Source organism: Streptomyces sp. NPDC048389 (assembly GCF_040706335.1).
GTDB lineage: Bacteria > Actinomycetota > Actinomycetes > Streptomycetales > Streptomycetaceae > Streptomyces.
In genome coordinates, this window is sequence record NZ_JBEZKP010000014.1 from 110483 (window position 1) to 136160 (window position 25678).

Consider the following 25678-nt stretch of genomic DNA (forward strand, 5'->3'; position numbering starts at 1 on the left):
CGCGGCGGTCAGGTGACGGGCGGCTCGGCACCGACCAGCCACATGGAGAAGAACTGCGCCCCGCCTCCGTAGGCGTGGCCGAGTGCCCTGCGCGCTCCGTCCACCTGGTGCTCGCCCGCCTGCCCGCGCACCTGGAGCGCGGCCTCAGCGAAGCGGATCATGCCGGACGCCCCGATGGGGTTGGTCGAGAGCACCCCGCCGGAGGGATTCACGGGCAGATCCCCGTCGAGTCCGGTCGCGCCGGACTCGGTGAGTTTCCAGCCCTCGCCCTCCGCGGCGAAGCCCAGGTTCTCCAGCCACATCGGCTCGTACCAGGAGAACGGCACATACATCTCGACCGCGTCGATCTCGCGGCGCGGGTCGGTGACACCGGCCTGCCGGTAGACGTCGGCGGCGCAGTCCTTGCCCGCCTGCGGAGACACGAAGTCCTTGCCCGCGAACATGGTCGGTTCGCTGCGCATCGCCCCGCCGTGCATCCATGCGGGCCGGTGGGGCGAACGGGCGGCGCCCGCCCGGCCGGTGAGGACCATCGCGCACGCCCCGTCGGAGGAGGGGCAGGTCTCCGAGTAGCGGATCGGGTCCCAGAGCATGGGGGACGCCTGCACCTTCTCGAGGGTGATGCCGTGCTCGTGGAGGTGCGCGTACGGATTCTTCAGCGCGTTGCGCCGGTCCTTGTACGCGACGAGGGAGCCGACCGTGTCGGGCGCGCCGGTGCGGCGCATGTAGGCGCGTACGTGCGGGGCGAAGAAGCCGCCGGCACCGGCGAGCAGCGGCTGCTGGAAGGGGACCGGCAGGGACAGGCCCCACATGGCGTTGGACTCGGACTGCTTCTCGAAGGCCAGGGTGAGCACGGTCGCGTGCACGCGTGCCGCCACCAGGTTCGCGGCGACGAGGGCGGTGGAGCCGCCGACGGAGCCCGCGGTGTGGACGCGGAGCATGGGTTTGCCGACCGCGCCGAGGGCGTCGGCCAGATACAGCTCCGGCATCATCACGCCCTCGAAGAAGTCCGGGGCCTTGCCGATGACGACGGCGTCGATGTCGGCCCAGGTCAGATGGGCGTCGTCGAGGGCCCGCCGGGCGGCCTCGCGGACCAGTCCGGCGAGGGAGACGTCCCGGCGGGCGGCGACGTGCTTCGTCTGGCCGATGCCGACGACGGCCACGGGCTCAGCAGGCATGGGCCTCTCCTTCGAGGACGGCGACGAGGTTCTGCTGGAGGCAGGGGCCGGAGGTGGCGTGGGCGAGGGCCCGGTCCGACTCGCCGCGGTGGATCCGGGCCGCGGCTTCGCCGATCCTGATGAGGCCGGTGGCCATCACCGGGTTGGCGGCGAGTGCTCCACCGGACGGGTTGACTCTCACCCTGGCGTCGAGGTCGAGACTGCGGCGCAGGACGAGCTCCTGCGAGGTGAAGGGGGCGTGCAGCTCCGCCGTGTCGACGGGGCGTTCGAAAGCTCCGGCCCGCTCGGCGGCGAGCCGGGTGGAGGGCGATCGGGTGAGGTCGCGCACGCCGAGGGAGTGCGCCTCGATGCGGTGGTCCATGCCGCGGATCCAGGCCGGCCGGTCGCACAGCTCGCGCGCCCGGTCACCGGCGGCCAGGATCACGGCGGCCGCGCCGTCGCCGATGGGTGGGCAGTCGGAGACCCTCAAGGGCCGGACGAGGTACTCGCCGCGCGGGAACTCTCCCTGGAGCTGAGCGTGCGGGTTGGCCGAGGCGTCCTGGCGGCTGCGGGCCGCGACCGCGGCGAGCTGCGGTTCCCCGGCCTCTCCCGCGTCGATCAGCGCCTGCGCCTGGAGGGCGGCGAGGGCGACAGAGTCAGGCCACAGCGGTGCCGCGTAGTACGGGTCGAGCTGGCGGGTGAGCACGTCGCGGACCGCACCGGGCGACGACTTGCCGTACGCGTAGACGAGTGCGGTGTCGGCCTGGCCGGTCAGCAGCTTCACCCACGCCTCGTACAGCGCCCAGGCCCCGTCCGTCTCGACGTGTGACTCGCTGATCGGGGGCCAGGCGCCGACCCCGTCGAGCGCCATGGTGAACGAGAACGCCCGGCCCGCGAGGTAGTCGCTGGATCCGGAGCAGGTGAAACCGATGTCTCCGGTTCTCAGACCGGTCGCTCCCAGCACCCGGTGGAGCACCGGCATGAGCATCTCCACCTCGGACAGGTCGTCCGTGCGGCGCCGGTGGCGGGTCTGGGCGAAGGCGACGACGGCGACGTCCCTGCGGTACGGGGTGCCGCCGGCGCTCCCGTCCGGGGCGTCGTAGCGCGTCACAGCAGCTCCTTGTAGGTGTCGTAGTCTGCGTCCGGTTCGCCGGTGGGCCGGTAGTGGTCGGGGTGCAGCGCCCCCTCCCGCCACACCGGCTCGACGCGCAGCCCCAGGCGCACCCGGTCGTACGGGATGCCGCCGATGCGTCCGTGGAGCGCGAGGCCGGCACCGTCCAGGGCGATGTGTGCGTAGACGTAGGGCACCTCGATGTCGTCGTTCATGGCGTTCCTGGCCTTGATGTTGACGATGCAGAAGGTGGTGACCGTGCCGCGCGGCCCGACCTCGACCTGTTCGCCGGTGGCGACGCCGCAGGTGGGACAGGCGCCGCGGGGCGGGACGTAGACCTTGCGGCAGGACGGGCAGCGCTCGCCGACGGTCCGGTGCTCGGCGAGCGCGGCCAGATGAACGCTCTGGGCCCGGCCGGGTGTGTAGGTGTAGTCGAGCCTCGCCGGGGCGACGATGCCGGTCACGGGTCCGGTCACGGGTCCGGTCACGGGTCCGGTCACGGGTTCGGCGGCGGACCCGGCGGAGGTTCCGGTCACGGGTTTGGCAGCGGTTCCTGGGAAGCTGCCGCTGTGGGCCCGCGGCGCGGTGACGGGCTCGGACTCGTACGGCTCGAAGCAGGCGATGTCCGTGATCGCGCCGGTGCGCTCGGCCGCCCAGCGGACCCGTACCCGCATCCCGGTGCGCACATCTCCGGGACCGGGCGCGTCGAGGACGTGGAGCAGGGAGGTGTCCGCGCCGTCGAGCCGCACGAGCACCCAGGCGAACGGCGTGGTGAGCGGCTGCTGCGGGCGTGGCTGCGGGTTCCAGGCCCAGGTGGTGACGGTGCCGGTGGCATGCACCTCGACGAGGTCGCGGATCTCCTCCGCGTTGACGGGGTCGTACTCGACGGGCGGTACGAGGACCCTGCCGTCGGCGGTGCGCACACCGAGTACGGTCCGCTCGCGCAGACCGGTCAGAAAGGCGCTCTGCACGGGCCCGAGGGAGCGGGTGAAGGGGAACTCGACGACCAGCGGGGCTCGCAGCACTTCCTGCATGGGTTCTCCTCCTCAGATGCGCCGGTAGACGGGGGCGCGCTTCTCGGCGAAGGCTCGGGCGCCTTCCTTCGCGTCGGCGGTGTCGAAGACGGGCCAGCCCCGATCCAGTTCCGCGGCGAGCCCGTCGGTCTCGGTCATCTCCGCCGTCTCGTACACCGATGCCTTGACCGCCTCGACGGCGAGCGGTCCGCAGGCGTTGATCCGCTCCGCGACAACAAGCGCTGCTTCGAGGGCGGTGCCGTCGGGGACGACGCGTCCGACGAGACCGATGCGTTCGGCCTCGGCCGCGGTGTAGGGGCGTCCGGTGAGCAGCATCTCCAGGGCGTGGGTGCGTGGGATCTGGCGCGGCAGGCGCACGGTCGAGCCGCCGATCGGGAAGAGGCCGCGGCGGACCTCGAACAGCCCGAAGGTGGCGCTCTCGCCCGCGATCCGGATGTCGGTGCCCTGGAGGATCTCCGTCCCGCCGGCGACGCAGTAGCCCTCGACGGCGGCGACGACCGGCTTCCTGGGACGGTGGTGGCGGAGCATGGCCTTCCAGTGCAGATCGGGATCGGCCTTCATCCGCTCGCGGTATCCCTCGCCCTCCATACCGGCGCCCGCGAGAGCCTTGAGGTCCATGCCGGCGCAGAAGGAGCCACCCGCCCCGGTGAGGACGACGGAGCGGACGGTGTCGTCCGCGTCGGCCGCCAGCCAGGCGTCGTACAGGCCGACGAGCATGGCGATGGAGAGGGCGTTCCTGGCCTCCGGGCGGTTCAGGGTGAGGATCAGGGTCGCGCCCTCGCGTGTCACGGCGAGGTGCTCGGTGCCCGTGCGGTGGTCACTGCGGTGTTCCATGGGGAAACCTCCCGTCCCAGACCCGGAACAGGTTGCAGCAGCCGGGCGGCCAGTTCAATAGTTTTCTGACAGACAGTCAGTTTTCCTGCCCGGCACCCCTTCCCAGTTGTGCCGACCGGCGCTCTAATGACCGCCAGGCTTGCCGGGGTCAGGAGGAGCGGTGGAGTACAACCTTGCCGACCTGTTCGAATCCGTGGTCGATGTGGTGCCCGACCGCGAGGCTCTCGTGTACATCGACCGTCCCGGCACGGGCACGGAACGCCGGCTCGGCTACGCGGAACTCGACACGGCGGCCAACCGGATCGCCCACCACCTGCTCGACGCGGGCATCATGCCCGGCGAGCACCTGGGACTGCACCTCTACAACGGCATCGAGTACCTGCAGACCGCGCTCGCCTGCCTCAAGGCACGCATCGTGCCGGTGAACGTCAACTACCGGTACGTCGAGGACGAGCTGGCCTATCTGTACCGTGACGCCGACCTCGCCGCGCTCGTCTTCGACGCCGAGTTCACCGAGCGGGTGGCGGCGGTGCTGCCGCGGACCGAGAAACTGCGGCACCTGGTGCGCGTCGGCACCCCTCCCGACGGGGCGCCGCACCGCGACACGACACCGCATCTCGGCGAGGTGCCGCATCTCGACGCGGTGCCCTTCGCCGACGCGGCGGCGGCCGGCTCACCGGAACGCGGCTTCGCACCCCGGTCGGCGGACGACCGGTTCATCATCTACACGGGCGGCACCACGGGCATGCCCAAGGGGGTGGTGTGGCGCCAGGAGGACCTGTTCTTCGCCGGACTCGGCGGCGGCGCGCCGACGGGCGAGCCGGTCTCACGGCCGGAGGAACTGGCAGAGCGGGTCGCCGCGGGCGGCGACGGGATCACGTTCTTCCCCACTCCCCCGCTGATGCACGGAACCTCGACGCTCACTGCCTTCATCGGCTTCAACTTCGGCCAGCGGGTCGTACTGCACCGCAAGTTCACTCCGCACGAGGTACTGCGCACCATCGAGCGGGAGAAGGTCACCAGTGTCTCACTGGTCGGCGACGCGATGCTGCGGCCACTCATCGACGCGCTGAACGGGCCGCTCGCGGGATGCGACCTGTCCAGCCTGTTCAGCGTCTCCAGCTCCGGGGCGATCATGTCGGACTCGGTGCGCGACGAGTTCGCCGCGCTGGCGCCGAACGTCCTGCTGCTCAACAACTTCGGTTCCTCCGAGTCCGGCTTCAACGGCACCGCCACCGGCGACGGCGGACCCGCGACCGGCTTCCGGCTGCGGGTCAACGCCCGTACGGCAGTGGTGGATCCGACCACGTACGAGCCGGTGAAGCCGGGCGTGACGGGCCGGGTCGCGCAGCGCGGGCACGTGCCGCTCGGCTACTACAACGACCCGGCGAAGTCGGCGGAGACGTTCTTCGAACGCGACGGCGACCGGTGGGTGCTGCTCGGTGACATGGCGACCGTGGACGAGGACGGCATCGTCACCGTCCTGGGCCGGGGTTCGCAGTGCATCAACACCGGCGGCGAGAAGGTGTACCCGGAGGAGGTCGAGCAGGCGCTCAAGTCCCACCCCGACGTGTACGACGCGCTGGTCGCGGGCGTACCGGACCCCAGGTGGGGTCACCGGGTGGCGGCCGTCGTGCAGTTGCGCGAGGGGGCCCGCATACCGAGCCTGGACTCGATCCGGTCCCACTGCCGGGGCCGGCTGGCGGGCTACAAGATCCCCCGCCGGTTGGTGATCACCGGGGAGATCCGGCGCTCCCCGAGCGGCAAGGCGGACTACCGCTGGGCCCGGGCGGTCGCGGCCGAGGCGGCGGCGACGAAGGCGGCGGAGGCCGGCGGCGCGGCGGACTGAACCGGGCCCGTCCCCGGCCGGGGCCCGGTCCGCGCACACGCTCAGGAGCCCCGCGACGGTGGCCGCGGTCGCGGGTACGACACGCAGTGCACCGAGGAGCGAGTCGCACGGCTTCCCCTTCGGCCGCCGTCGGACCCGCGACGGCCGGCCGTCGAGGCGGCCACGCGACGCGCGACGGCGGCTCGCCGAAGTGCTCGGCCTCCGGCGCCTGGCAGGATCCGCTCACCGTTGAAGACACCGAGCCGCTCCCGGTACAACTCGAGCGGTACGCCGTTCGGGTCGTGGAAGTAGAGGCTGTCGTCGACGCCATGGTCGGGGCCGACGTACTCGACGCCCGCCTCGTCGAGCGCCTGGCGGGCGGCGCCGAACTGCGGCGCGTCGACCGACAGCGCCAGGTGCTGCACGCCGCCGATCGGGCCACGTCCGGGTCCGGTGCGCTCGGCACGTCGCAGTCCGAAGTGGCGCGGCGCCGCGAAGAGCCCTCCGGCCCGGCCCCGTCCGCGAGGAGGCCCGACTCGATGGTGACCGGCCATCCGCCGGGTACGGGGCGGCCGGCGCACCGGGCGGCCCTGCGGACTACGGCTCGCGAAGCCGCCCGCCACCACCGACGTGAGCGCTGTGATCGCGGTCGGGCGCTCCCCACCACCCCGAGGTGGGCGCTTTTGAGTCCGGCGTCCAGGGCGGGAACCACGGGCCGGTCGCAGCAGGGGGCTTCCGGTCGGGCCGCTCGGGCACCGGCCGCGGCGGATCCCGCAGGCAGTGTCGTCGGTGCGCCCTCGACCGGGAGCCGGCGCGCAGCCCCGCACCAGGCCCGGGGCGACGACACCGCACTCGGCCCCAGAAGCGGCGAGCGGCTTCCGGGCCCCGAAGCCCATGCCGGGGCCCCGGACCGAGCCCGCCCTAAGGGTAGGCTAGCCTTCCCGGCGTGAATGCTGGTGAACAGACCTCCGGGGCCACGGGTCCGCAGGGTCACGAACTGTCGGCCACGGGCGTGACCGTGGCGTACGACGGTGTCGACGTCGTGCACGACGCGTCTTTGACGCTGCGGCCCGGTGACGTCACCGTACTGGTGGGCCCGAACGGCAGCGGCAAATCCACCCTGCTGCGCACCCTCGCGCGTCTGCAGCGGCCCAGGAGCGCCACGCTCACGCTGGACGGCTCGACCGACGGACTCGCCCTGTCCCCGCGTGAGTTCTCGCGTCGCGTGGCCCTGCTCACCCAGGGACGCCCCACGCCCAGCGGGCTGACCGTACGGGACGTCGTCGAGTTCGGACGCTATCCGTACCGGGGCCGCTGGGGCAGGGCCGACCCGGACGGCCGGGCCGCGGTGGACCGGGCGCTCGCCATGACGGGCGTCACCGAACTCGCCGAACGCGGCGCCGAGCACCTCTCGGGAGGACAGCTCCAGCGCGTATGGCTCGCGGGCTGCCTCGCGCAGGAGACCGGAGTGCTGCTGCTCGACGAGCCGACGACCTACCTCGACCTGCGCTACCAGGTCGAACTCCTCGACCTCGTACGGGACCTGGCCGACGACCACGGGATCGCCGTCGGCGCCGTCCTGCACGACCTCGACCAGGCAGCGGCCGTCGCCGACCGCATCGTCCTGCTGCACGCGGGACGGATCGTCGCCGACGGCCTCCCCGACGACGTACTGACGCCGGAGCGGCTGACCGACACCTACGGCATCCGGATCGAAGTCGACACCGACCCCCTCACAGGCCGGCTGCGCACTCGCGCGATCGGCCGGCACCACACGCGAAACGAAAGGCTCAGCACCACCTCATGAGACGCCTCCTTGCCACCGCCGCGGCCGTCACCGCCGCGGCCCTCGCCCTGACCGCCTGCGGGACGACCGAACCCGCCGCCGACAACGACACCAAGAAGACCTCCGAGCCCATCACCCTGACCGACGCCTCCGGCGCCGAGGTGAAGCTCGACGGGCCCGCCAGAAAGGTCGTCGGCACCGAGTGGCACGAAGTCGAACTCCTGATATCCCTGGGTGTCGACCCCGTCGGCGTCGCCGACGTCAAGGGCTACAAGACCTGGGACACCGCGGTCCCGTTGAAGAACGAGCCCAAGGACATCGGCACCCGCGGCGAGCCGAGCATGGACACCATCGCCGGCCTGTCGCCGGACCTCATCGTCGCCAGCACCGACCTGCCGCCGGCCGCCGTGAAGCAGCTGCGCAAGGTTGCCCCGGTCCTGGAGGTGCGTTCGGCCGACGCCTCCGACCCGCTCGGTCAGATGACGGAGAACCTGGACCTCATCGCCAAGGCCACCGGCACGACGGCACAGGCCGAGAAGATCAAGAAGGACTTCGACACGAAGATCGCCGAGGGCAGGAAGGCCCTCGCCGACGCCGGACTCGGCGGCGCGAAGTACGCCTTCGCCGACGGTTACGTCGTCTCCAACCAGGTCTCGATCCGTCCCTTCACCAGCGGCTCGCTCATCGGCGCGGTCAACGAGAAGCTCGGCCTGAAGAACGCCTGGACGGTCAAGGGCGACGAGAGCTACGGCCTCGCCTCCACCGACGTGGAAGGGCTCACCACCCTCGGCGACGTGCAGTTCGCCTACATCGGCAACGACGGCGACAAGGACAGCACGCCGTTCACCGGCGCCCTGGCCAAGGACAAGGTGTGGACGTCGCTGCCGTTCGTGAAGAAGGGCAACGTCCACCGGCTGCCCGACGGCATCTGGATGTTCGGCGGTCCCGAGTCGATGAACCAGTACATCGACTCCGTCGTCGCCGCGCTGGCGAAGTAGCACCATGGCCGTCACCGCGACAACTCCCGCCACCCGTCCGCCGGCGGTCACGTCCCGGACGGGCGCGGCCGCGGTGACGGCCGCGCTGGGTCTGCTGGTCGCGGCCCTCGCCGTCGTCGACCTCACGCAGGGCACGGCCTCTGTCGGCGCCGCGGAGGTGTGGAAGGCGCTCACCGGCCGGGCCGACCCGGCCGACGCGTCCGTCGTCGTCGCCTCCCGGCTGCCGAGGATGACCGCCGGACTGCTCGTCGGCATCGCCCTCGGGATGGCCGGCTCCGCCCTGCAGGCGGTCAGCCGCAATGTCCTCGCCTCACCCGACACCCTCGCCGTCAACGCCGGCTCCTACCTGGCCCTCGGGCTGTTCGCCGTGACCGGTGTCTCGCTCCCGCTGCTCGCCTCCTCCGGGGTCGCGTTCGCCGGCGGCCTCGCGGCGGCGGCCGTCGTGCTCGGCCTGTCCGGACTCGGCGCGGGCACCGTACGGCTCGTTCTCGCCGGAACCGCCCTCATGCTGGGCCTCAACGCCGTGACCGAGGGGCTGCTCCTGCTCTCCCCCGAGGAGACCCAGGGCCTCTACGCGTGGAACCAGGGCAGCATCGCGCAGAGCGGCTTCGACGGCGTCGCCCAGATGGCGCCCATCGCCGTGGTCGGCCTCGTCGGACTGCTGCTGGCGGCCCGCCGGATCGACGCTCTGGGCCTCGGCGACGACGCCGCCCGCGGCCTCGGCGTCCCGGTCCGTGCCACCCGTGTCACGGTCGTCGTGCTCGCCGTGCTGCTCTCCGCGGCGTCGGTCACTCTCGCCGGACCGATCGGCTTCGTGGGCCTGTGCGCCCCGGCCCTCGTCCGGCCGCTCGCCCGTCGGCTCCGTGCCTTCGCCCGGGCCCGTGCGCGCGTACCGATGGCGGGTCTGACCGGGGCGGCCCTGGTGCTCGGCTCGGACGTCCTGCTGCGCGTCGTCGTTCCGGCGGACGTGGCGGTCGCCGTACCGACCGGCGTCGTCACCAGTCTCATCGGCGCCGTGTTCCTGATCGTGATGGCCACGCGGGTCCGGGACACCGCCGAAGCCGCCGCGTCCGACCGGTTGCGTATCAGGAACCGGACCGCCTTCCTGGCCACCACGGCCGTCCTGGCGGCGGTGCTCGTCGGTGTGACGATCGCCGCCGTGCTGCTGGGCGACACCAAGCTGCTGCTGGGCGACGTGGTCAACTGGGCGCAGGGCCAGGCGGGCAGTACCGTCTCCTTCGTCCTCGAAACCCGGGTCCCGCGGGTCCTCGCGGCGCTTCTCGCGGGCGCGGCCCTCGCCCTGGCCGGAACGCTCGTCCAGGCCGTGACCCGCAACCCGCTCGCCGAACCAGGTGTCCTGGGCGTCTCCAACGGGGCCGCGCTGGGTGCAGTGCTCCTGGTGACCACGGTTCCTCTGGCCGGAACATGGAGCATGGCCGGTGCTGCCCTCGCCGGAGCGGCGGTCAGCTCCGTCGTGGTCTTCGGGCTCGCCGCCCGCGGAGGATTCCGGCAGAACCGGCTCGTCCTCGTCGGCATCGGGTTCGCCACCGCGGCCACCGCGCTGATCAGCCTCCTGATCGTCCTCACCGACCCGTTCAACGCGACGAAGGCGCTCACCTGGCTGTCCGGTTCCACCTACGGGCGGACCCTGCCCGACGTGACTCCCCTCGCGGCCGTCCTCGCCGTCGGCACGGCCGTCGCGGTCGTGCGGCGTACGGAGCTGGACCTCGTGTCCCTCGACGAGGACACCCCGAGGCTCCTGGGACTCAGCCTCGGACGGGGGCGCCTCGCCTTCCTGGTCCTGAGCGTCCTGCTCAGCGCCACCGCCGTGGCCGCCGCGGGCACGATCGGGTTCGTGGGACTCGTCGCCCCGCACGCGGCGCGTGCGCTGGTGGGCCGTCAGCATGTGCGGGTGGTGCCGGTCGCGGTGCTCATCGGCGCCGTTCTCGTCTGCACCGCCGACCTGGTGGGGCGCACGGCGATCGCACCGGCCCAGCTCGGCGCCGGTCTGATGACCGCCGCGATCGGCACCCCGTACTTCCTGTATCTGCTCGTACGCAACCGCCGGTAGCAAGCGTCGGCCGACGGGCGCCGCGGGACCGCGGAGGGAGGCTTGGCTTCCCCGCGGCACGCGGCGCCCGGGTCGTTCCGCGTTCGTCGATTCGCTGTGGCAGGTCCACGGAGGCCGGCTCCGTCCTGCGGGGCGATGCCTTGACGTGCCCCGGGCCCGGCTGAATAACTGACCCGATGAGAACGACCGAATGATCGGTCGCCCGGTTCGGGACGGGAGCACGCGGATGACGGACCTGCTGGACGCGGCGGAGCGACTCGGCCGCGAGGAGCTCGAAGCCCTCCAACTGGAGCGGCTCCGGGCCACATTGCACCACGCCTACGAGAATGTCGCCTTCTACCGCCGGTCCTTCGACGAGGCCGGGCTGCACCCGGACGACTGCCGTTCGCTCGCCGACCTCGCCCGCTTCCCGTTCACCGCCAAGACGGACCTGCGGGACCACTACCCCTTCGGGATGTTCGCGGTCGAACAGTCCCGGATACGCCGAATCCACGCCTCCAGCGGTACAACGGGTCGGCCCACCGTCGTCGGCTACACCGCGCGGGACCTCGACACCTGGGCCGACGTCGTCGCCCGCTCCTTGCGCGCCGCCGGCGCGCGCCCGGGCCACACGGTCCATGTGGCATACGGCTACGGCCTGTTCACCGGCGGCCTCGGCGCGCACTACGGAGCCGAGCGGCTCGGCTGCACCGTGGTTCCGGCGTCAGGCGGCATGACGGCCCGCCAGGTGCAACTGATCTGCGACCTCCGGCCCGACATCATCATGGTCACCCCGTCGTACATGCTCACCCTCCTCGACGAGTTCGAGCGCCAGGGTGTCGATCCGCGCACCACCTCTCTCAGGGTCGGCATCTTCGGCGCGGAGCCGTGGACCGAGGAGATGCGCCACGAGATCGAGGACCGGTTCGCGATCGACGCGGTCGACATATACGGGCTCTCGGAGGTGATGGGCCCGGGGGTGGCGCAGGAATGCGTGGAGACCAAGGACGGGCTGCACGTCTGGGAGGACCACTTCTTCCCGGAGGTCGTCGACCCGTTCACGGGCGAGGTCCTGCCGGAGGGCGAGAAGGGTGAGCTGGTGTTCACCTCGCTCACCAAGGAGGCCATGCCGGTCATCCGCTACCGGACCAGGGACCTGACGCGGCTGCTGCCGGGCACGGCTCGGGTCTTCCGGCGGATGGAGAAGGTGACAGGCCGCAGCGACGACATGGTGATCCTGCGCGGGGTGAACCTCTTCCCGAGCCAGATCGAGGAGATCGTCCTGCGTACGCAGCATGTCGCACCGCACTTCCAGCTCCGGCTCACCCGCGAGGGCCGCCTCGACGCGCTGACCGTACGCGCGGAGGCGCGTGCGGAGGCGACCGGCGGGCAACGGGCGGCAGCCGAGCACGCGATCGCGGCGGCGGTGAAGGACGGCATCGGGGTGTCGGTCGCCGTGGAGGTGGTCGACCCGCAGACGCTGGAGCGGTCGGTGGGCAAGATCAAGCGGATCGTGGACCTCAGGGACGCCTGAGGTACGCGGGCCTGCGCCGGCCCGGCGGTGGTCAGGTACGGCCAGGCGTCGGCGACGACCAGGTCGGCGCGGTCGTGCCCGGCTGCGAGGTCGGCGACCGCCTCCTCCCAGGCGGGCCATCCCAGTTCGTCGAAGAGCCCGCAGGGTCCCGGCGAGGGCGGCGGCACGGCCGGCTCCGGTCGCTTCGCGCACGGCGTCCGGGGCGAGGGCCAGGGCTTCGCCCCGCAGCCACGTCACGCCCCTCTCACGGGAGGTCCAGCCAGGCACGCAGCGCGTCGGGGGTGTCGGGGAGCCCGTACTCGTCCGACATGAGCGGGCCGAGGTCCCCCGACGCCCAGGCCCGGTCGCTGCTGAGCAGCGCTTGGAGCACGACGCTCTGAAACGACGTCAGCTGTGCGGCGTCAGTCACCTGGCCGGTGGGAAGGGTGTACACGGCCAGGGTCACGGCCCAGTCCGCCGCTTCCGACGGCTCGGAGTCCTGCTGCTCGATCTGCCGCAGAGTCCGTACGAGACAGTCCCGGGCGGTCTCCCGGCGTTCCGGTGGGAGGCGGTCCAGGGTCCGCGGGATCAGCTCCCCCACGTTGCCGTAGCAGAAGTGCGTCCTGGCGGTCATCTCGTACGCGTCGAGGTCGGTGCAGATCACGCCCAGCTCGGCGGTCAGGACACCGATCGCCGAGGGCGGGATGTCGGAAGCGGTGACGCGGGCCAGGGCCACGGCCGCCGCCCAGCGGTCGGGGTCGTCGCCGTCCGCGAGGGCCCGCTCCAGCAGGGCCGTGTCGGAGCGGTCGCCTGCGGCGCCTGCCAGCAGGCCCAGCGCGATGAGCGCGGTCGCTCGCTCGGGGCGCGGCAGCGGCCTGTCGCACAGTCGGCGCAGTGCCGGCAGGACGAGCGGGGCGTGGCGGGGGAACCAGGCCGCGAGCATGGCCGCCAGGCCCGCCATCTCCGGGTCGTCGTGGTCCAGCAGCGGTACGACGACGGTCGGCACTCCGGCCCCGACGGCTTCGTACACGGCGGTTTCGACCGGCCAGCCTTCGGTCCGCGCAGTGTCGTACCCGTCCGGGAACCACTGGCTGTCGTCCTCACCGGTGACCAGGGCGGACAGGTAGCACAGGAGCCTCTTCCGGCCGGGTGTCGCCTCGTCGGCGAGCAGGTGCAGCAGGAAGGGCACGGTGTGGGGTGTCGCCTCGTAGACATTGCCCTGGTGGTACAGGTTGGACTCCGTGCGGTACCACGCCTTGGCCCGGGTGTCCTCGTCGGGGGAGGTCAGGTCACGGAGCTGGGCCGGGACGTTGGTCGCGGGGCCGTAGCAGTGCCGGAGTTCGGCCCAGGGAACCTGGTCGAGGTCGGTGAGGGGCCGGGTGACGGTCGGCGTGGGGGGTCCGGGGGTCATCGGCCGCCTCCGAGGGCCCGGTGGGTGCGCTGTTCCTGGCGCCACGTCTGGAACTCGGGCAGGGCCGCGACATCGGTGAGGTCGTCGAAGGAGGGGTCGCGGGTGAGGACCTGGTCGGCCACGCGGTAGGCGTCGTCGGTGCGGCCGAGGGTGAGCAGAATGCGGACCTGGGTGTCGCGGATGAAGTCGTACTCCGGGGCGGAGGCGACCGTCAGGGCCTGTTCCACGGCCGCCAGTGCGTGCTCCGGGTCGCCGCTGTGCAGCAGATGCCAGGCGAGGGCGTTGCCGGTGCGGCGTCTGACCTCCTCCTGGAAGGCGCCCTCGTCGGTGAAGTGCCAGATGATGCCGGGTATCAGGGCGAGCGCCTGCTCGGCGTACCGGATGAGCTTGGCGGTCAGGGCGGGGCGGTCGGGTTCCGGTGCGTTGTCGGCGAGGTGACCGAGGGCGTCGACCAGGCCGTAGTGGGCGTAGAGCTGGTCGTAGTCGGAGTAGCGGGCGCCGGGGAGGCACAGGGCGATGGCTTCCTCGAAGGCGGCCGCGGCCTGCTGGTGGTCCTGTGCCCGGAGCTTGGCGCCGCCGTCCCCGACCAGGGTGTGCACGGCCTGCCAGTTCGCGTGGTGGTCGACGCCGGCAGTGCCGGTGTCGCGGAGGTCGACGCGGATGTGCGGGAACGTGCCGCGCAGCCGCTCCCGGGTGGGCTGGTCGAGCTGGGAGTAGCGCAGGCCCACGAACTCCAGGTGGCGCAGGGCGAAGAACGGCTCCGGGAGGGTGGTGAGTTCGTTGAATGACAGGTCGACGTGCCGCAGCTTCGGCGTGCGAGCGAACGCGTGGTCCGGCAGTGCGCGGAAGGGCTTGCGCACCTTGTTGCCCTTGAAGATCTCCTTGCCCCAGCTGTCGATCTCCAGGTGCTCCAGGGTGGCGATGTCCCAGATGCCGGAGAGCAGGTCGCGACTGGGCGGGCGCTGGTCGGTGTGCGGGGTGTGGCCACTGAGGCGCAGCACCCGCAGACGGGGCAGCCGGGCCAGCTCGGGCAGGCGGTACACCTGGGCGGACAGGCAGTCGTTGAGGTTCAGTTCCTCCAGCTCGGTGAGGCGGAGCAGGGTGTCGGGGACGGAGGTCAGCCGGGTGCCGGACAGGTCCAGGGAGCACAGTCCGGACAGGCGGGTGACGACCTCGGGGAGTTCGACCGGGGTGTCGGAGACGTAGCGCCCTTGACGGAAGCGGGACAGGTCCAGCTCGCGCAGTGAGCGCAGCCGGGCGAGTGACTCGGGGAGGTGGCAGGTCAGATGCGAGGCGCGCAGCACCTCAAGCCGGCCGAGGTCGGCGAGGGAGTCCGGCAGCCCTGTGGAAACAGTGAAGTCGTTGCCGGAGATGTCCAGGACACGCAGATTCCGCAGGGTGCCGATGGATTCGGGCAGTTCGGTCAGTGCGGTTCCCGACACGTCGAGCTCTTCGAGGGCGGTGAGCTCGCCGATGCGCGGGGCGAGACGTCCGAGGTCGGCGTTGTCCGCGAGGGACAGGACACGCAGCCGCGGGAACGCGAACAACTGCTCCGGGAAGTTCCTCAGTCTCCTTCCCGACAGGTCGAGTTCGGTGACGTCATCGGCCCTCTCCAGCAGGGCGTCCAGCTCCTCCAGGGTGGCCACGTGGCTCGGGCGCACGCCCGCTCGCAGCACCTGCCGCCCCGCACGCAGGGCTTCTTCGATCCTGTCCGCGCCCGCCTCGCCGTGGTCGTCGAGGAGTTCGGGCAGCAGGATGGCGTGCAGCTCGCCGTCGTCGAAGTCGACCGGGCAGTTGCTGCGGTAGCGGTCGGCGACGAGCAGGGCCTGCGGCTGCTCGGCGAGAACGAGGTTGAAGTAGAGCATGCTGATGAGGAGTCGGGCCCGGGTGCTGCCGCACACCGTAAGGATGCCGCCGTCGTCGCCGTACGAGCAGCAGATGCCGCCCGTCACCTCCAGGTCCCCGCGCACCACCACGCTGGGACAGCCCGCCAGGATCACGTTGCGGGCCCGCAGACTGCCCGTGACGACAAGGAGGTTGCCGCCGCTGTCGTCCCACCAGTCCAGGTCGCCCTCGACGATGAGGTCACCGTCCACGATGGTGTTGTACGGCACCCAGTCGACGTCCCTCTCCGGCTCCAGGTGCCCGGCGACATGCAGGCCGCCCTCGTACAGGCGGATCTCCTGCTCGTCCGCGAAGTCGGCGTACGGGTACCAGACGTCGGCGGAGACCCGGAAGCGCTGCTCGGCCTCCTCGACGGTGATCACGCGGTAGCCCGGGGGTGAGTGCACCGTGGTGGCGGTGCTGCGGGATTCCTGCTCGGTCATGCGGGGGTGCTCCCTTGCTGCTGTTCGCCGCGCCGGGCTTCGCGCCACTGCTGGAACCCGGAAGAGGCGACGATGTCGGTGAGGTCGCCGAAGACGGCATCGCGGAGGACGACTCCGGCGGTCAGGAGGTAGGACGGGACACGGGAAAGGACCTCGTCCGTCACCCGATACGCCTCGTCGGTGCGGCCGAGGGCGAGCAGTACGCGGACCTGGGTGACGCGGACCCAGTCGTATCCGGGGTCGTCGGCGATCGAGAGGGCCTGTTCCACGGCGGTCAGCGCACGCTCCGGTTCGCCGCTGTGCAGCAGGTACCAGGCGAGGGCGTTGCCGGTGTGGAGCTTGACCATCGCCTGGAGGTGACCCTCGTCGGTCGTGGTCGTGATGTGGTCCGGCAGCAGGAACAGCGCCTGCTCGGCGTGCCGGATGAGTTCGGCGGTCAGCTCCGGGCGGTCGGGGTCGGGGGTGCCACCCAGGATTCGGCTGAGGGCCTCGACCAGGCCGTAGTACGCGCAGAGCTGATCGTGGTCGCAGTAGTGGGCGCCGGGGACGCAGAGGGCCAGGGCCTCTGCGTAGGCGGTGACGGCTTCCTGGACGTCGTTCGTGTCGCCGTAGAGCTTCTCGTTGGCGGCCCGCACCAGGTCCCGGACCTGCTGCCGGCTCGGGTCGTCGGCGGCCGGACGGGGTGCGATGTCCTCCATGACGAGGTAGGCACCTGGGTGGGTGTCGCGCACGACCTCCTGCGCGCGGTCGAGGAGGGAGTCCAGGAGCGGGTGCCCGCTGCCCTCCCGGTCGTGGTCCCGGGCGGGAGGTGTCAGGTCGGCGTCGGCACGCAGCACCGGCCGGTCGGTGCGCAGGGCGTCCTGCACTTTCACGGGATCCGGGCGGCCGTCCTCGCCGAGGAGCCCGGGCAGCAGAATGCCGCTCAGGCCCCCCTCATCGAGATCGGGCGGGTGGTTGACGCGCTCGGCGGCGCCGGCGATCAGCACCTGCGGCCGCGCCCCGAAGCCCATGCGGAACGGCGAGGTGACGACGACCAGCCGGGCCCGGGTACTGCCGCGCACCGTCAGCTTCCCGCTGTCGGCCAGGTCCGAACAGCAGTCGTCATGGTCCTCGTCCGAGCCGTGGACTACGCCGTTCGACTCAAGGTTCCCGCGCACGACGACATCCGGGCGGCCGTCGAGGATCGCATGGCGGACCCGCAGGTTCCCGGCGACCAGGAGGAAGGTGCCCTCGATGCGGGAGAACCAGTCCAGGTCGCCGTCGACGGTGAGGTCACCGTCGACGACCATGTTGTAGAGGACCCAGTCCTGCTCCGGCTCGGGTGCCAGACTCCCGGCGATGTGCAGATCACCGTCGTAGAGCCGGATGTCCTGGTCGTCGGCGAACTCGGCGTAGGGATAGGCGACATCGGCGGAGATCTGGAACCGCTCCTCCGCCTCCTGGACGCCGATGACGTGGAAGCCGGGGGGTGAGTGCACCATCTTTGTCTGCTTCATGGGTGGCGAGTGGGGGTTCGCTCAGCGGGTGTGGGAAGCCGCGTCGGAGCGGAAGACCGGCAGGCCCTCGCTCAGCCGGGCACGGAGCAGGTGGTGGTCGAACATCTCCTCGTCGTCGCCCTCGTCCTCGTCGGCGGCGAAGACCTCGTCCACCAGGAGTTCACGCAGCTTCTCCTGGACGCCGTCGCCGTACCCCTGTTGGTACTCGAACAGGTCGAAGTAGAGCTCGGCGCGCACGCTCGCGATCGTCTCGTGCTCGTCCTCGATTACCAGACGGGCGCGGATCGTGCCCGCCTGGAGCGTGTTGTCGTTGTAGTACCCGTGGACGATCTCGGCCTCGATGTCGCCGCCGACGTACATCTCACCGTCGGTGAACACTCCTCGGGCCGTCACCCCGCCACCGATCGCCACCACCGAATCAGGGCCGCAGTCGGCCAGCACTCCCTCGACCGTCAGCGAACCGGTGACCACGAAGGGCGCCACCACGCCCAGGGCGCCCTTCACCACCAGATCCCCGTGGTGGAAGAACGGCATGTCCACCTGGTGGTCGCCGGTCAGGGTGCGCGCCGTACCGGTGTCGCCGAGAGCGGCGGCGCACAGCCGGGGCACCGACGGCAGCAGGTCGGGGTGGCAGTCGTCGCGCAGCGCGGAGGCCAGGTCCTGGTAGCTGTCGAAGTCCGGCTCGACCAGTCGCGCGAGCCGGCCGCTGTCGTCGGGGACCCCAGCGGCCTCGCACGCCGCGGCCTGCTCGGCGCACATCGCGACGGCGACCCGACGGACCGCGTCCATGTCGATGGGCAGCGGCCCGCCCTCCACCACGGGATAGTCGACGCGTTCCGGGGCATCCGCCGCCCGCAGCAGGGACACGATCTCGTCGCGCGCCTGACGTTGCCTGTCGCTGTACTCCGGCAGACGCAGCGCGCTGCCCAGCGGCGTCTGGCCGAGACCGTTCACGACGGCGGTGTCCGCGCCGCGCTCCAGCAGGAGCCGCACCAAGGGCGGCCGCTGGGAGCGTACGGTCGCGTGGAGCGGGGCGTCGCTGCGGGCTTCGACCGCGTCGATCGGTGCGCCGTGGTCGAGCAGGAACGTGTACACCGGCACGGCCACGGCGCTGTAGTGGGCCGGAGAACCCCCGGTGGTGAGTCCGCTCGGGCCGTCCAGCCGGGCACCGTGCTCCACGAGCAGCGCCAGCACCTCCACCGAGCGTTCCACCAACGCCGCAGGATCGGAATCGTTCATGGCCACGGCCGGCACGACGGGGGTGGCACCGTTGTCGTCGACGGCGTGCACGTCCGCGCCGCACTCCAGCAGCGCCCGTATCACCTCAAGCGCCGGCAGCGGGTCGTCCGCGTTGTACGGGGCCTTGACCGCCCGGTGCAGCGGGGTGGCACCGTTCTCGTCACGCGCCGAGACGTCCGCACCGTCGGCGATCAGGGAACGGACCCGTGCGGCACGCTCGGTGGGGTCACCGCCACGAACAGGCGCGACAGCAACAAAAAGGGATTCGCTCATGACTTCCTCATGGTGATGACTCTAGGGCCGCCCACTGACAGCGGGCCGCGGCGAGTCGGCCGCCGGACTTCCGCAACGTAGAACAGACGACCCGGCCCGTAGGCCGTGAGCAGGCAGGTTCCGGTGACTTCCGTGGCTGATTCCGTAGTTCTACTGACCGTCCCCGCCGGTCGATACGCACGGCGGAAGGCGGCGGCATGCTCAGGTGGGCCCGCATGCCGCGAGGCCCGCCACATCACGGAGCGACACGAAGGAGAGGGAACCGTGCGGCTCGACCAGCGGGGACGGCCCAGTTCGGTCCGGAGATCCTCGAACGACTCCCCGACCGGGAGTGGTCCCGGGCGCTGGAGGAGTTCGAGTTCTGGAACGAGCCGCCAACGGTGCGGCTCCGTCCCTCCGGATGCAGGACGACGGAGCCGATGGAAACCGGCGACGGTCCGTTCTTCGTTGCCGTGGACGGCGACCTGACGACCAACGGCCTCTGCGAGCTCTGGACACGGGAGTACACTCCGGGGGTCGTGGTCGTCACCGGCGACCTGAGCGCTTCCGTGCTGTCGTTCGGCAACAACTCCCGGGTCTTCGTCGAGGGCGATGTCCGTGTCACGGGTTCTGCGTGGGACAGCTGGGAGACCACAACGCCATGCTCGACGTCGAGGGGGGCTCTCCGCGCGCGCAATGCTCTTGGACGCCTACACCAGCGCTCACGCGGGCGCCGGCATCCGCGCGATCATCTACGCGGGCGGAAGCGGGTGGGAACACCTGCGCCCCGACATCGTCAACGACGGTCTGGGCGACGACTCCCGCCTCTTGCGCCCGGAACTGGTCCGCCACACCGAGACCGGCCCGGCTGTCCCTTCCCGCAGCGCTCCGGGCCGCGCACGCCGGGGAGGAACTGTCCCTGCCCGGCGTGGAAAAGCGTTTCCCCGCCCGTCTCCTGCCGCGCCGCGACGCCGGTTGACCTACGTCCGGTGGACGGCAGCCGGTCGTCGGCCATGACACGCGTCAACCGCCAAGCGCGGCTGAGCCAACCCAAGCCGCTCCGCTGCTGGTTCATCCTGGACGAGGCGGCGCTGCGCCGCGCTGTAGGCGGACCGGCGGTGATGGACCGCCGGTTGGCGTCCTTGATCGAGTGCGGGACGCGGTCGCACGTGACCATCCAGGTCCTTCCGTTCGCGGTCGGCGGGCTCGAAGTCGCCGAAGGCTTCCCCGGCAACGTCCCCGTCCGCGACTCCGAGAACCCGCACGGCCCCGCCCTGGTGTTCCCGGCCGGTTCGTGGTCGGCGTTCATATCGAGCGTGCGGACAACCGGGGCGTAGGCCGGTCACGGAGGCGGCGGCGCCTCACGCCCCGCGCCGGCGTGGCGGGCCACCAGCGTGGCCAGGGCGGCGCGGGACGGGACGCCCGTCTTGCGGTAGACGCGGGCCACGTGGCTCTCGACCGTCCGCGGGCTGAGGAAGAGCCGGGAGGCGACGGACTGGTTGGTGAGGCCCTCGGCGACCAGTTCCGCTATCTCCCGTTCCCGCACGGTCAGTCGGGCCAGTACGGCGGCCGGCCGGGCCGACGGAGCCGGGCGGCATCCGAGCGACGAACCGCCCACCCGCGCCGCCTGTGCACGGACGACGTCACACGGCCCGGTCGTGTCCCTCCCAGTACGGCTCGCGCAGCCGCCGCTTGTAGAGCTTTCCGTTGGGGTCGCGCGGCATGGCGGTGACGAAGTCCACCGACTTGGGGCGCTTGTAGGAGGCCAGACGGGATGCGCAGTGGGCGAGGATCTCGGCGGCGAGGGCGTCGTCGGCCGTGCGGCCGTCGGCCGGTTCCACGACAGCCTTGACCTCTTCGCCCCAGTCGGCGTGCGGGATGCCGAAGGCAGCGGCGTCGGCGACGGCCGGATGGGTGAGCAGCGCGGCCTCGATCTCGGCCGGGTAGATGTTGACCCCGCCCGAGATGATCATGTCGATCTTGCGGTCGCGGAGGAACAGGTAGCCGTCCTCGTCGAGGTGCCCGAGGTCGCCGACGGTGAAGAAGTCACCGATGCGGTTGTTCCGGGTCTTGGTCTCGTCCTTGTGGTAGCTGAATCCGCCGGTCGCCATCCTCATGTAGACGGTGCCCAGCTCGCCCGCCGGGAGCCGGTTGCCGTCGTCGTCGAAGACGGCGAGCTCGCTGATGGGCCAGGCTCTGCCGACCGTGCCGGGCTTCCTGAGCCATTCGCCGGCGGTCGCGAAGGCGCCGCCGCCCTCGCTGGCCGCGTAGTACTCCTCGACACAGCTCCCCCACCAGTCGATCATGGCTCGTTTGATGTGCTCGGGGCAGGGGGCCGCGCCGTGGATGGCGTGCCTCATCGAGGTGACGTCGTAGCGCTTCCTCACTTCGTCGGGCAGGGCGAGCAGGCGGTGGAACTGGGTGGGGACCATATGGGTGTGCGTGCACCGGTGGGTGTCGATGAGACGGAGCATCTCCTCGGGCGTCCATTTGTCCATCAGGACCAGCGGATGGCCGATGTGCAGGGCCGCGGCCGCGAATTGCAGCACGGCCGTGTGGTAGAGCGGCGAGCAGACGAGGTGGACGTTGCCGTCGTGGGGCCGGATGCCGAAGATGCCGAGGAAGCCTCCGAGGTGGGTCTCCTCGGGCGGCTTGCCGGGCAGGGGCCGGCGGATGCCGCGCGGCCGGCCGGTGGTGCCGGAGGTGTAGTTCATGACCCAGCCGAGCGCGCGGCCTTCGGGCGGGGTCTGCGGCTGCCCTCCGACGAGCGCGTCGTACGGGCGGAAACCGGCCACGGTTGCGTCACCGACGGCAGAACCGGAACCGGAACCGGAAGCGACGCCGACGACGTACCGATGAGTGCGGGGCAGCCCCGCCTCGTCGGCCGCGTCTGCCGCAGGGCCCGCGAACCGTTCCTGCGTGATGAGCACCTTGGCGCCGGAGTCGGACACGATCCACGCGATCTCGGATCCGACGAGATGGTGGTTGACGGGGACGAGATAGAACCCGGCCTGGGCGGCGGCGAGATAGGCGGTGACCAGTTCGGCGCAGTTGGGCAGGACGACGGCGAACGAGTCCCCGCGTTCGAGGCCCGCGGCCCGCAGCCCGTGCACCAGCCGGTTGGCGGCACCGTGGAGCTCCCCGGCCGTCCACCGCTCGCCCGCCGGGTCGGTGAGCACGGTGCGGCCGGGGTCGGCGGCGGCCTGGGACCAGAAGCCGTTCGAGGGCACGGGGACACCGGTCATGACGTACTCCTTCCCGCGATGCGGTCGATGCGGTCCACGGCACGTTCGAAGCCGCGGGTCAGGTCGTCGAACACCTCGCGCACGCTGCGCTCGGCGTTCATCCGGCCGACGATCTGGCCGACCGGGGTGCCGAGCAGCGGCCCGACCTCGTACCGCTGGATGCGGGAGACGGCCTCCGCGACGAGGAGCCCCTGCAGGGGCATGGGCAGGGTGCCCGGCCCTGCGGGATCGTCCCAGGCGTCGGTCCACGCGGTGCGCAGCTGGCGGGCGGGTTTTCCGGTGAGGGCGCGGGAGCGGACGGTGTCGCCGGAGCCCGCGGCGAGCAGCTTCCGGGTGAGGGCGCGGGAGCCGAGGGACGCCTCCGTGGTGGTGAGCCACAGGGACCCGAGCCAGACGCCCTGGGCACCCAGGGCCAGGCCGGCCGCGATCTGCTCGCCGCTGCCGATGCCTCCGGCGGCCAGGACGGGTACGGGGTCGACCGCGTCGACGACTTCCGGAGTGAGGACCATGGAGGCGATCTCGCCGGTGTGTCCGCCGGCCTCATAACCCTGGGCGACGACGACGTCGATCCCGGCCTCGGCGTGGCGGCGGGCGTGCTTGGCACTGCCGGCGAGGGCGGCGACCAGGGCGCCGTGGTCGTGGGCGCGTGCGACGACGTCCGGGGGCGGAGAGCCGAGGGCGTTGGCCAGGAGCGCGACGGGGTAGTCGAAGGCGACGTCGAGCTGGTTGCGGGCGACCTGCTCCATCCAGCCGGTGATGCGCCATCCGGAAGTATCACCCTCGGCGAGTTCGGGGACGCCGTGCGCGGCAAGGGTCTCGGTCACGAACGCGCGGTGCCGCTCGGGGATCATCGCCTCGACGTCCGCCTCTGTGACGCCTTCGACCTTCTTGGCGGGCATGACGACGTCGAGTCCGTAAGGTCTGCCGTCGGTGTGGTCCTGCATCCAGTCGAGGTCGCGCTTCAGGTCGTCGGGCGCGGTGTAGCGGACGGCGCCGAGCACGCCGAGACCGCCGGCGCGGGTGATGGCCGCGGCCACCGCGGGGAACGGTGTGAAGCCGAAGATGGCGTGCTCGATGCCCAGTCGTCTGCTCAGCTCCGTCTCCATGGGCGGCAGGATGGCGCAGTGCGCCGGACGAGGGAAGAGTTTTTCTGATGCTGCGTCAGATTTTTTGGAGTGGTTGACAGACCACCGGGTCCGCAAGAAAGTTCCACGCGTCGCGGAAGATCCGAAAGATACTTTCAGATACGCGCAGAGAGGGTTCCGTATGACCGACCACTCGGCGGACAGAGGGATCAGCAGGCGGAGACTGGGCGGCGGGATACTGACGCTGGGCGGAGCGGTCGCCCTCGCGCCGGCCTCCTTCGCGGCGGCCGCCGGGATGCCGGACGGCATTGGTACCGGCGCGGGCGGCTCAGGACCGGGGCCAGGGGCTACGGGCGGCGGCCACCGGCCGACGCTGCGGCGCGGCACCGCCCGGCGGGCAGGGCTGCTGCCCGCGCATCTCGACCAACTGGTCGTGGACGCCGAGAAGTTCCTTGCCCCGTCCCCCAAGCACCCGTGGTACTCGGGGGCGGTGCTGCTCGCCGGGCGGGGCGGCACGGTCGCACTGCACCGGGCGATCGGCAAGGCACTGCGCTACTCGGCGTACGACGAGAAGACGGACACCGCCGTCGAACTGCCGGCAGAACGGCAGATTCCCATGGCCGGGGACACCGTCTTCGACCTGGCCTCCGTCACCAAACTGTTCACGTCGATCCTCGCGGTGCAGCAGATCGAGCGGGGCGCGCTCGCGCTGGAGGCGCCGGTCGTCTCGTACCTGCCCGAGTTCGGACGAGCCGGGAAGCAGGACGTCACGGTGCGTCAGCTGCTGACGCACACCTCCGGCTTCCGCGCCTGGATCCCGCTGTTCCGGGAACCGACGCGGGAGGCCAGGCTGGAACGGCTGTGGGACGAGGCCCTGGCGAGCCCGCCGGGCACCGCGTACCGCTACTCCGACCTGAATCTGATCTCCCTGCAACTCGTCCTGGAGAAGATCACCGGTCGCTCTCTTGATCAGTTGCTCAACGACGAGATCACCGCTCCTCTCGGGATGCACCGCACGCGGTTCAATCCGCCCGTCTCCTGGAAGCGCAGGATCGCGGCCACCGAGGACGCGCGACTTCCCTGGTCCGGCCTCGACCGCGGCCTGGTGTGGGGGGAGGTCCACGACGAGAACGCGTACAGCCTCGACGGTGTGGCCGGCCACGCCGGGGTGTTCTCCTGCGCCTGGGACCTCGCGATCCTCGCCCGTACGCTCCTCAACGGCGGCGTCTACGGCGCCTCCCGCATCCTGGGCCCGGCCTCCGTCGACCTGATGTTCACCGACTTCAACACCGACTTCCCCGGCGACGAGCACGGCCTCGGCTTCGAGCTGTACCAGCACTGGTACATGGGTGCGATGGCCACGCCGCGGACCGCCGGTCACACCGGGTTCACCGGCACCAGTCTCGTGCTCGACCCGACCACCGACTCGTTCCTGATCGTCCTGGGCAACTCGGTCCACCCGGTGCGCAGCTGGCGCTCCGGCAGCGCGCCGCGGGTCGCCGCCGCGAACAACATGGCCAGGGCGGTCGCGGTCCGTCCGGGCCACGGGCGCACCGCCTGGTTCTCCGGCATGGCGGGCTCCACGGAGGCGACCCTCACGCTCCCCGCGCTCACCCTCACGTCCGGCGGACCGCGGCTGCGGTGCTCCCTGTGGTGGGACACCGAGCCCGGCTCCGACGCGCTCTTCCTCGAGGCAACGCATGACGCGCAGGACGACGGGGCGACCTGGCAGCCGGTCGCCTTCACGACGACGGCCGTCGCAGGCGGCGCGCAGAATTCCCACCCGGAGGCGAGCGTCCCCGGGGAGACCGCCCCCGAGCAGACCCATCCGACCGGCTCGGCCACCGGCTGGTCCGGCCGCGTCTGGCACCGCCTCACCGCGGACCTGACGGCGTGGCGCGGCGCACCCGTGCGGCTGCGCTGGCGATACGCGACCGACCGGCTCTACGTGGGCCGGGGCGTGTACGTCGACGCGATCCGCGTCGAGGACGGCCGCGGCCGCCCGGTCTTCGACGAGTCGTTGCCCGCGGACGCCGCCCGGATCGAGGCCCTCGGCTGGAGTGCGTCGAAGGACTGAAGCCACGCCGGCACCGTACCTGGTGCGATCCCCGTGCCCGCTGGCCCGGCGGGAACGCCGGGCCAGCGGCGGTCGCGCCGACGTGGCCGGCCGGGCCCGGCTTGGGGCGCCGCGGCCCGGTCCCGCGTAGGCACTCACGAGAAGAGGAAGAGCTACCCGGATCCGCGGTACCAGCGGGCGTACTGCGCGCTCTACAACGCGACGCCCTGGGAGCTCGGCTTTCGTCACAAGCTCCCCC

At 71.6% G+C, this 25678-nt stretch carries 18 protein-coding genes and 1 pseudogene; 7 read left to right on the plus strand and 12 right to left on the minus strand.

What is annotated here, in order from left to right:
• Window positions 1–8 precede the first annotated feature (8 nt).
• The 4 genes from AB0903_RS13545 to AB0903_RS13560 are packed head-to-tail and all read right to left on the minus strand — an operon-like array spanning window position 9 to window position 4133.
• Entirely contained in the window at window positions 9–1175 is a 1167-nt protein-coding gene (locus tag AB0903_RS13545) for a thiolase domain-containing protein (protein ID WP_366702187.1), read from the minus strand.
• The gene (locus AB0903_RS13550; RefSeq protein ID WP_366702189.1) at window positions 1165–2265 is read right to left on the minus strand and encodes a thiolase domain-containing protein; all 1101 of its coding nucleotides are present in this window, start codon (window positions 2263–2265) and stop codon (window positions 1165–1167) included. Before AB0903_RS13550 ends, AB0903_RS13545 begins: the two co-directional genes overlap by 11 nt.
• Complete coding sequence (locus tag AB0903_RS13555) at window positions 2262–3299, minus strand: OB-fold domain-containing protein (protein ID WP_366702191.1); 1038 nt, start codon at window positions 3297–3299, stop codon at window positions 2262–2264. The genes AB0903_RS13550 and AB0903_RS13555 overlap by 4 nt, the downstream gene beginning before the upstream one ends.
• Before the next feature lie 12 nt (window positions 3300–3311).
• Window positions 3312–4133 carry a crotonase/enoyl-CoA hydratase family protein gene (locus AB0903_RS13560; protein WP_366702193.1) on the minus strand — a complete coding sequence of 274 codons (822 nt, stop codon included), beginning with the start codon at window positions 4131–4133 and terminating at the stop codon, window positions 3312–3314.
• A gap of 160 nt (window positions 4134–4293) precedes the next feature.
• On the opposite strand from AB0903_RS13560, the gene AB0903_RS13565 reads away from it, so the two are divergent.
• Complete coding sequence (locus AB0903_RS13565) at window positions 4294–5982, plus strand: acyl-CoA synthetase (RefSeq protein WP_366702195.1); 1689 nt, start codon at window positions 4294–4296, stop codon at window positions 5980–5982.
• A gap of 41 nt (window positions 5983–6023) precedes the next feature.
• Here AB0903_RS13565 and AB0903_RS13570 read toward each other — a convergent pair whose 3' ends face one another.
• Window positions 6024–6857, minus strand: coding sequence for a VOC family protein (locus AB0903_RS13570; RefSeq protein ID WP_366702197.1), 834 nt, complete (start codon window positions 6855–6857; stop codon window positions 6024–6026).
• A 50-nt stretch (window positions 6858–6907) separates the two neighbouring features.
• On the opposite strand from AB0903_RS13570, the gene AB0903_RS13575 reads away from it, so the two are divergent.
• The 4 genes from AB0903_RS13575 to paaK all read left to right on the plus strand — a co-directional run bounded on the left by AB0903_RS13575 (window position 6908) and on the right by paaK (window position 12329).
• On the plus strand, window positions 6908–7768 hold the full coding sequence (locus AB0903_RS13575; RefSeq protein ID WP_366702199.1) for an ABC transporter ATP-binding protein: 861 nt from the start codon (window positions 6908–6910) through the stop codon (window positions 7766–7768).
• Window positions 7765–8745 carry an iron-siderophore ABC transporter substrate-binding protein gene (locus AB0903_RS13580; protein ID WP_366702201.1) on the plus strand — a complete coding sequence of 327 codons (981 nt, stop codon included), beginning with the start codon at window positions 7765–7767 and terminating at the stop codon, window positions 8743–8745. Before AB0903_RS13575 ends, AB0903_RS13580 begins: the two co-directional genes overlap by 4 nt.
• Window positions 8746–8749: 4 nt before the next feature.
• Window positions 8750–10816 (plus strand): iron ABC transporter permease, encoded by a 2067-nt coding sequence (locus AB0903_RS13585; RefSeq protein ID WP_366702203.1) that lies wholly within the window; start codon window positions 8750–8752, stop codon window positions 10814–10816.
• 226 nt (window positions 10817–11042) lie between these two features.
• Window positions 11043–12329, plus strand: a complete 1287-nt coding sequence (gene paaK, locus AB0903_RS13590; protein ID WP_366702205.1) for a phenylacetate--CoA ligase PaaK — start codon at window positions 11043–11045, stop codon at window positions 12327–12329.
• A 244-nt stretch (window positions 12330–12573) separates the two neighbouring features.
• On the opposite strand, the gene AB0903_RS13595 is transcribed toward paaK, so the two are convergent.
• From AB0903_RS13595 to AB0903_RS13610, 4 genes are read right to left on the minus strand one after another with little or no spacing between them, the layout of a single operon-like run.
• Window positions 12574–13719 carry a hypothetical protein gene (locus AB0903_RS13595; RefSeq protein ID WP_366702207.1) on the minus strand — a complete coding sequence of 382 codons (1146 nt, stop codon included), beginning with the start codon at window positions 13717–13719 and terminating at the stop codon, window positions 12574–12576.
• The gene (locus AB0903_RS13600) at window positions 13716–16046 is read right to left on the minus strand and encodes a hypothetical protein (RefSeq protein ID WP_366702209.1); all 2331 of its coding nucleotides are present in this window, start codon (window positions 16044–16046) and stop codon (window positions 13716–13718) included. The genes AB0903_RS13595 and AB0903_RS13600 overlap by 4 nt, the downstream gene beginning before the upstream one ends.
• Window positions 16043–17542 (minus strand): tetratricopeptide repeat protein, encoded by a 1500-nt coding sequence (locus tag AB0903_RS13605; RefSeq protein WP_366702211.1) that lies wholly within the window; start codon window positions 17540–17542, stop codon window positions 16043–16045. Before AB0903_RS13605 ends, AB0903_RS13600 begins: the two co-directional genes overlap by 4 nt.
• Before the next feature lie 21 nt (window positions 17543–17563).
• A complete protein-coding gene (locus tag AB0903_RS13610; RefSeq protein WP_366702213.1) occupies window positions 17564–19054 on the minus strand; it encodes a hypothetical protein in 1491 nt (496 codons plus the stop codon).
• 419 nt (window positions 19055–19473) lie between these two features.
• On the opposite strand from AB0903_RS13610, the gene AB0903_RS13615 reads away from it, so the two are divergent.
• The gene (locus AB0903_RS13615) at window positions 19474–20370 is read left to right on the plus strand and encodes a Scr1 family TA system antitoxin-like transcriptional regulator (RefSeq protein WP_366702215.1); all 897 of its coding nucleotides are present in this window, start codon (window positions 19474–19476) and stop codon (window positions 20368–20370) included.
• 5 nt (window positions 20371–20375) lie between these two features.
• Here AB0903_RS13615 and AB0903_RS13620 read toward each other — a convergent pair.
• The 3 genes and pseudogenes from AB0903_RS13620 to AB0903_RS13630 form a co-directional block, all read right to left on the minus strand.
• Window positions 20376–20594: pseudogene (locus AB0903_RS13620) on the minus strand (helix-turn-helix transcriptional regulator); the annotation flags it as partial.
• 82 nt (window positions 20595–20676) lie between these two features.
• A complete protein-coding gene (locus AB0903_RS13625; protein WP_366702217.1) occupies window positions 20677–22278 on the minus strand; it encodes an acyl-CoA synthetase in 1602 nt (533 codons plus the stop codon).
• Complete coding sequence (locus AB0903_RS13630; RefSeq protein WP_366702219.1) at window positions 22275–23384, minus strand: nitronate monooxygenase family protein; 1110 nt, start codon at window positions 23382–23384, stop codon at window positions 22275–22277. Before AB0903_RS13630 ends, AB0903_RS13625 begins: the two co-directional genes overlap by 4 nt.
• A 160-nt stretch (window positions 23385–23544) precedes the next feature.
• Here AB0903_RS13630 and AB0903_RS13635 point away from each other — a divergent pair, with 160 nt between their 5' ends.
• Window positions 23545–25440: a serine hydrolase gene (locus AB0903_RS13635; protein WP_366702221.1), complete on the plus strand. Its 1896-nt coding sequence runs from the start codon at window positions 23545–23547 to the stop codon at window positions 25438–25440.
• Window positions 25441–25678: the final 238 nt, after the last annotated feature.

What these genes read in the sequence shown, in the direction of transcription:
- AB0903_RS13615 (WP_366702215.1), top strand. Translation starts at nt 19,474, where the DNA reads ATGGAAACCGGCGACGGTCCGTTCTTCGTTGCCGTGGACGGCGACCTG.
- AB0903_RS13600 (WP_366702209.1), bottom strand. Translation starts at nt 16,046, where the DNA reads ATGACCGAGCAGGAATCCCGCAGCACCGCCACCACGGTGCACTCACCC.
- AB0903_RS13570 (WP_366702197.1), bottom strand. Translation starts at nt 6,857, where the DNA reads ATGGGCTTCGGGGCCCGGAAGCCGCTCGCCGCTTCTGGGGCCGAGTGC.
- AB0903_RS13605 (WP_366702211.1), bottom strand. Translation starts at nt 17,542, where the DNA reads ATGAAGCAGACAAAGATGGTGCACTCACCCCCCGGCTTCCACGTCATC.
- paaK (WP_366702205.1), top strand. Translation starts at nt 11,043, where the DNA reads ATGACGGACCTGCTGGACGCGGCGGAGCGACTCGGCCGCGAGGAGCTC.
- AB0903_RS13545 (WP_366702187.1), bottom strand. Translation starts at nt 1,175, where the DNA reads ATGCCTGCTGAGCCCGTGGCCGTCGTCGGCATCGGCCAGACGAAGCAC.
- AB0903_RS13595 (WP_366702207.1), bottom strand. Translation starts at nt 13,719, where the DNA reads ATGACCCCCGGACCCCCCACGCCGACCGTCACCCGGCCCCTCACCGAC.
- AB0903_RS13625 (WP_366702217.1), bottom strand. Translation starts at nt 22,278, where the DNA reads ATGACCGGTGTCCCCGTGCCCTCGAACGGCTTCTGGTCCCAGGCCGCC.
- AB0903_RS13555 (WP_366702191.1), bottom strand. Translation starts at nt 3,299, where the DNA reads ATGCAGGAAGTGCTGCGAGCCCCGCTGGTCGTCGAGTTCCCCTTCACC.
- AB0903_RS13585 (WP_366702203.1), top strand. Translation starts at nt 8,750, where the DNA reads ATGGCCGTCACCGCGACAACTCCCGCCACCCGTCCGCCGGCGGTCACG.
- AB0903_RS13610 (WP_366702213.1), bottom strand. Translation starts at nt 19,054, where the DNA reads ATGAGCGAATCCCTTTTTGTTGCTGTCGCGCCTGTTCGTGGCGGTGAC.
- AB0903_RS13635 (WP_366702221.1), top strand. Translation starts at nt 23,545, where the DNA reads ATGACCGACCACTCGGCGGACAGAGGGATCAGCAGGCGGAGACTGGGC.
- AB0903_RS13580 (WP_366702201.1), top strand. Translation starts at nt 7,765, where the DNA reads ATGAGACGCCTCCTTGCCACCGCCGCGGCCGTCACCGCCGCGGCCCTC.
- AB0903_RS13630 (WP_366702219.1), bottom strand. Translation starts at nt 23,384, where the DNA reads ATGGAGACGGAGCTGAGCAGACGACTGGGCATCGAGCACGCCATCTTC.
- AB0903_RS13560 (WP_366702193.1), bottom strand. Translation starts at nt 4,133, where the DNA reads ATGGAACACCGCAGTGACCACCGCACGGGCACCGAGCACCTCGCCGTG.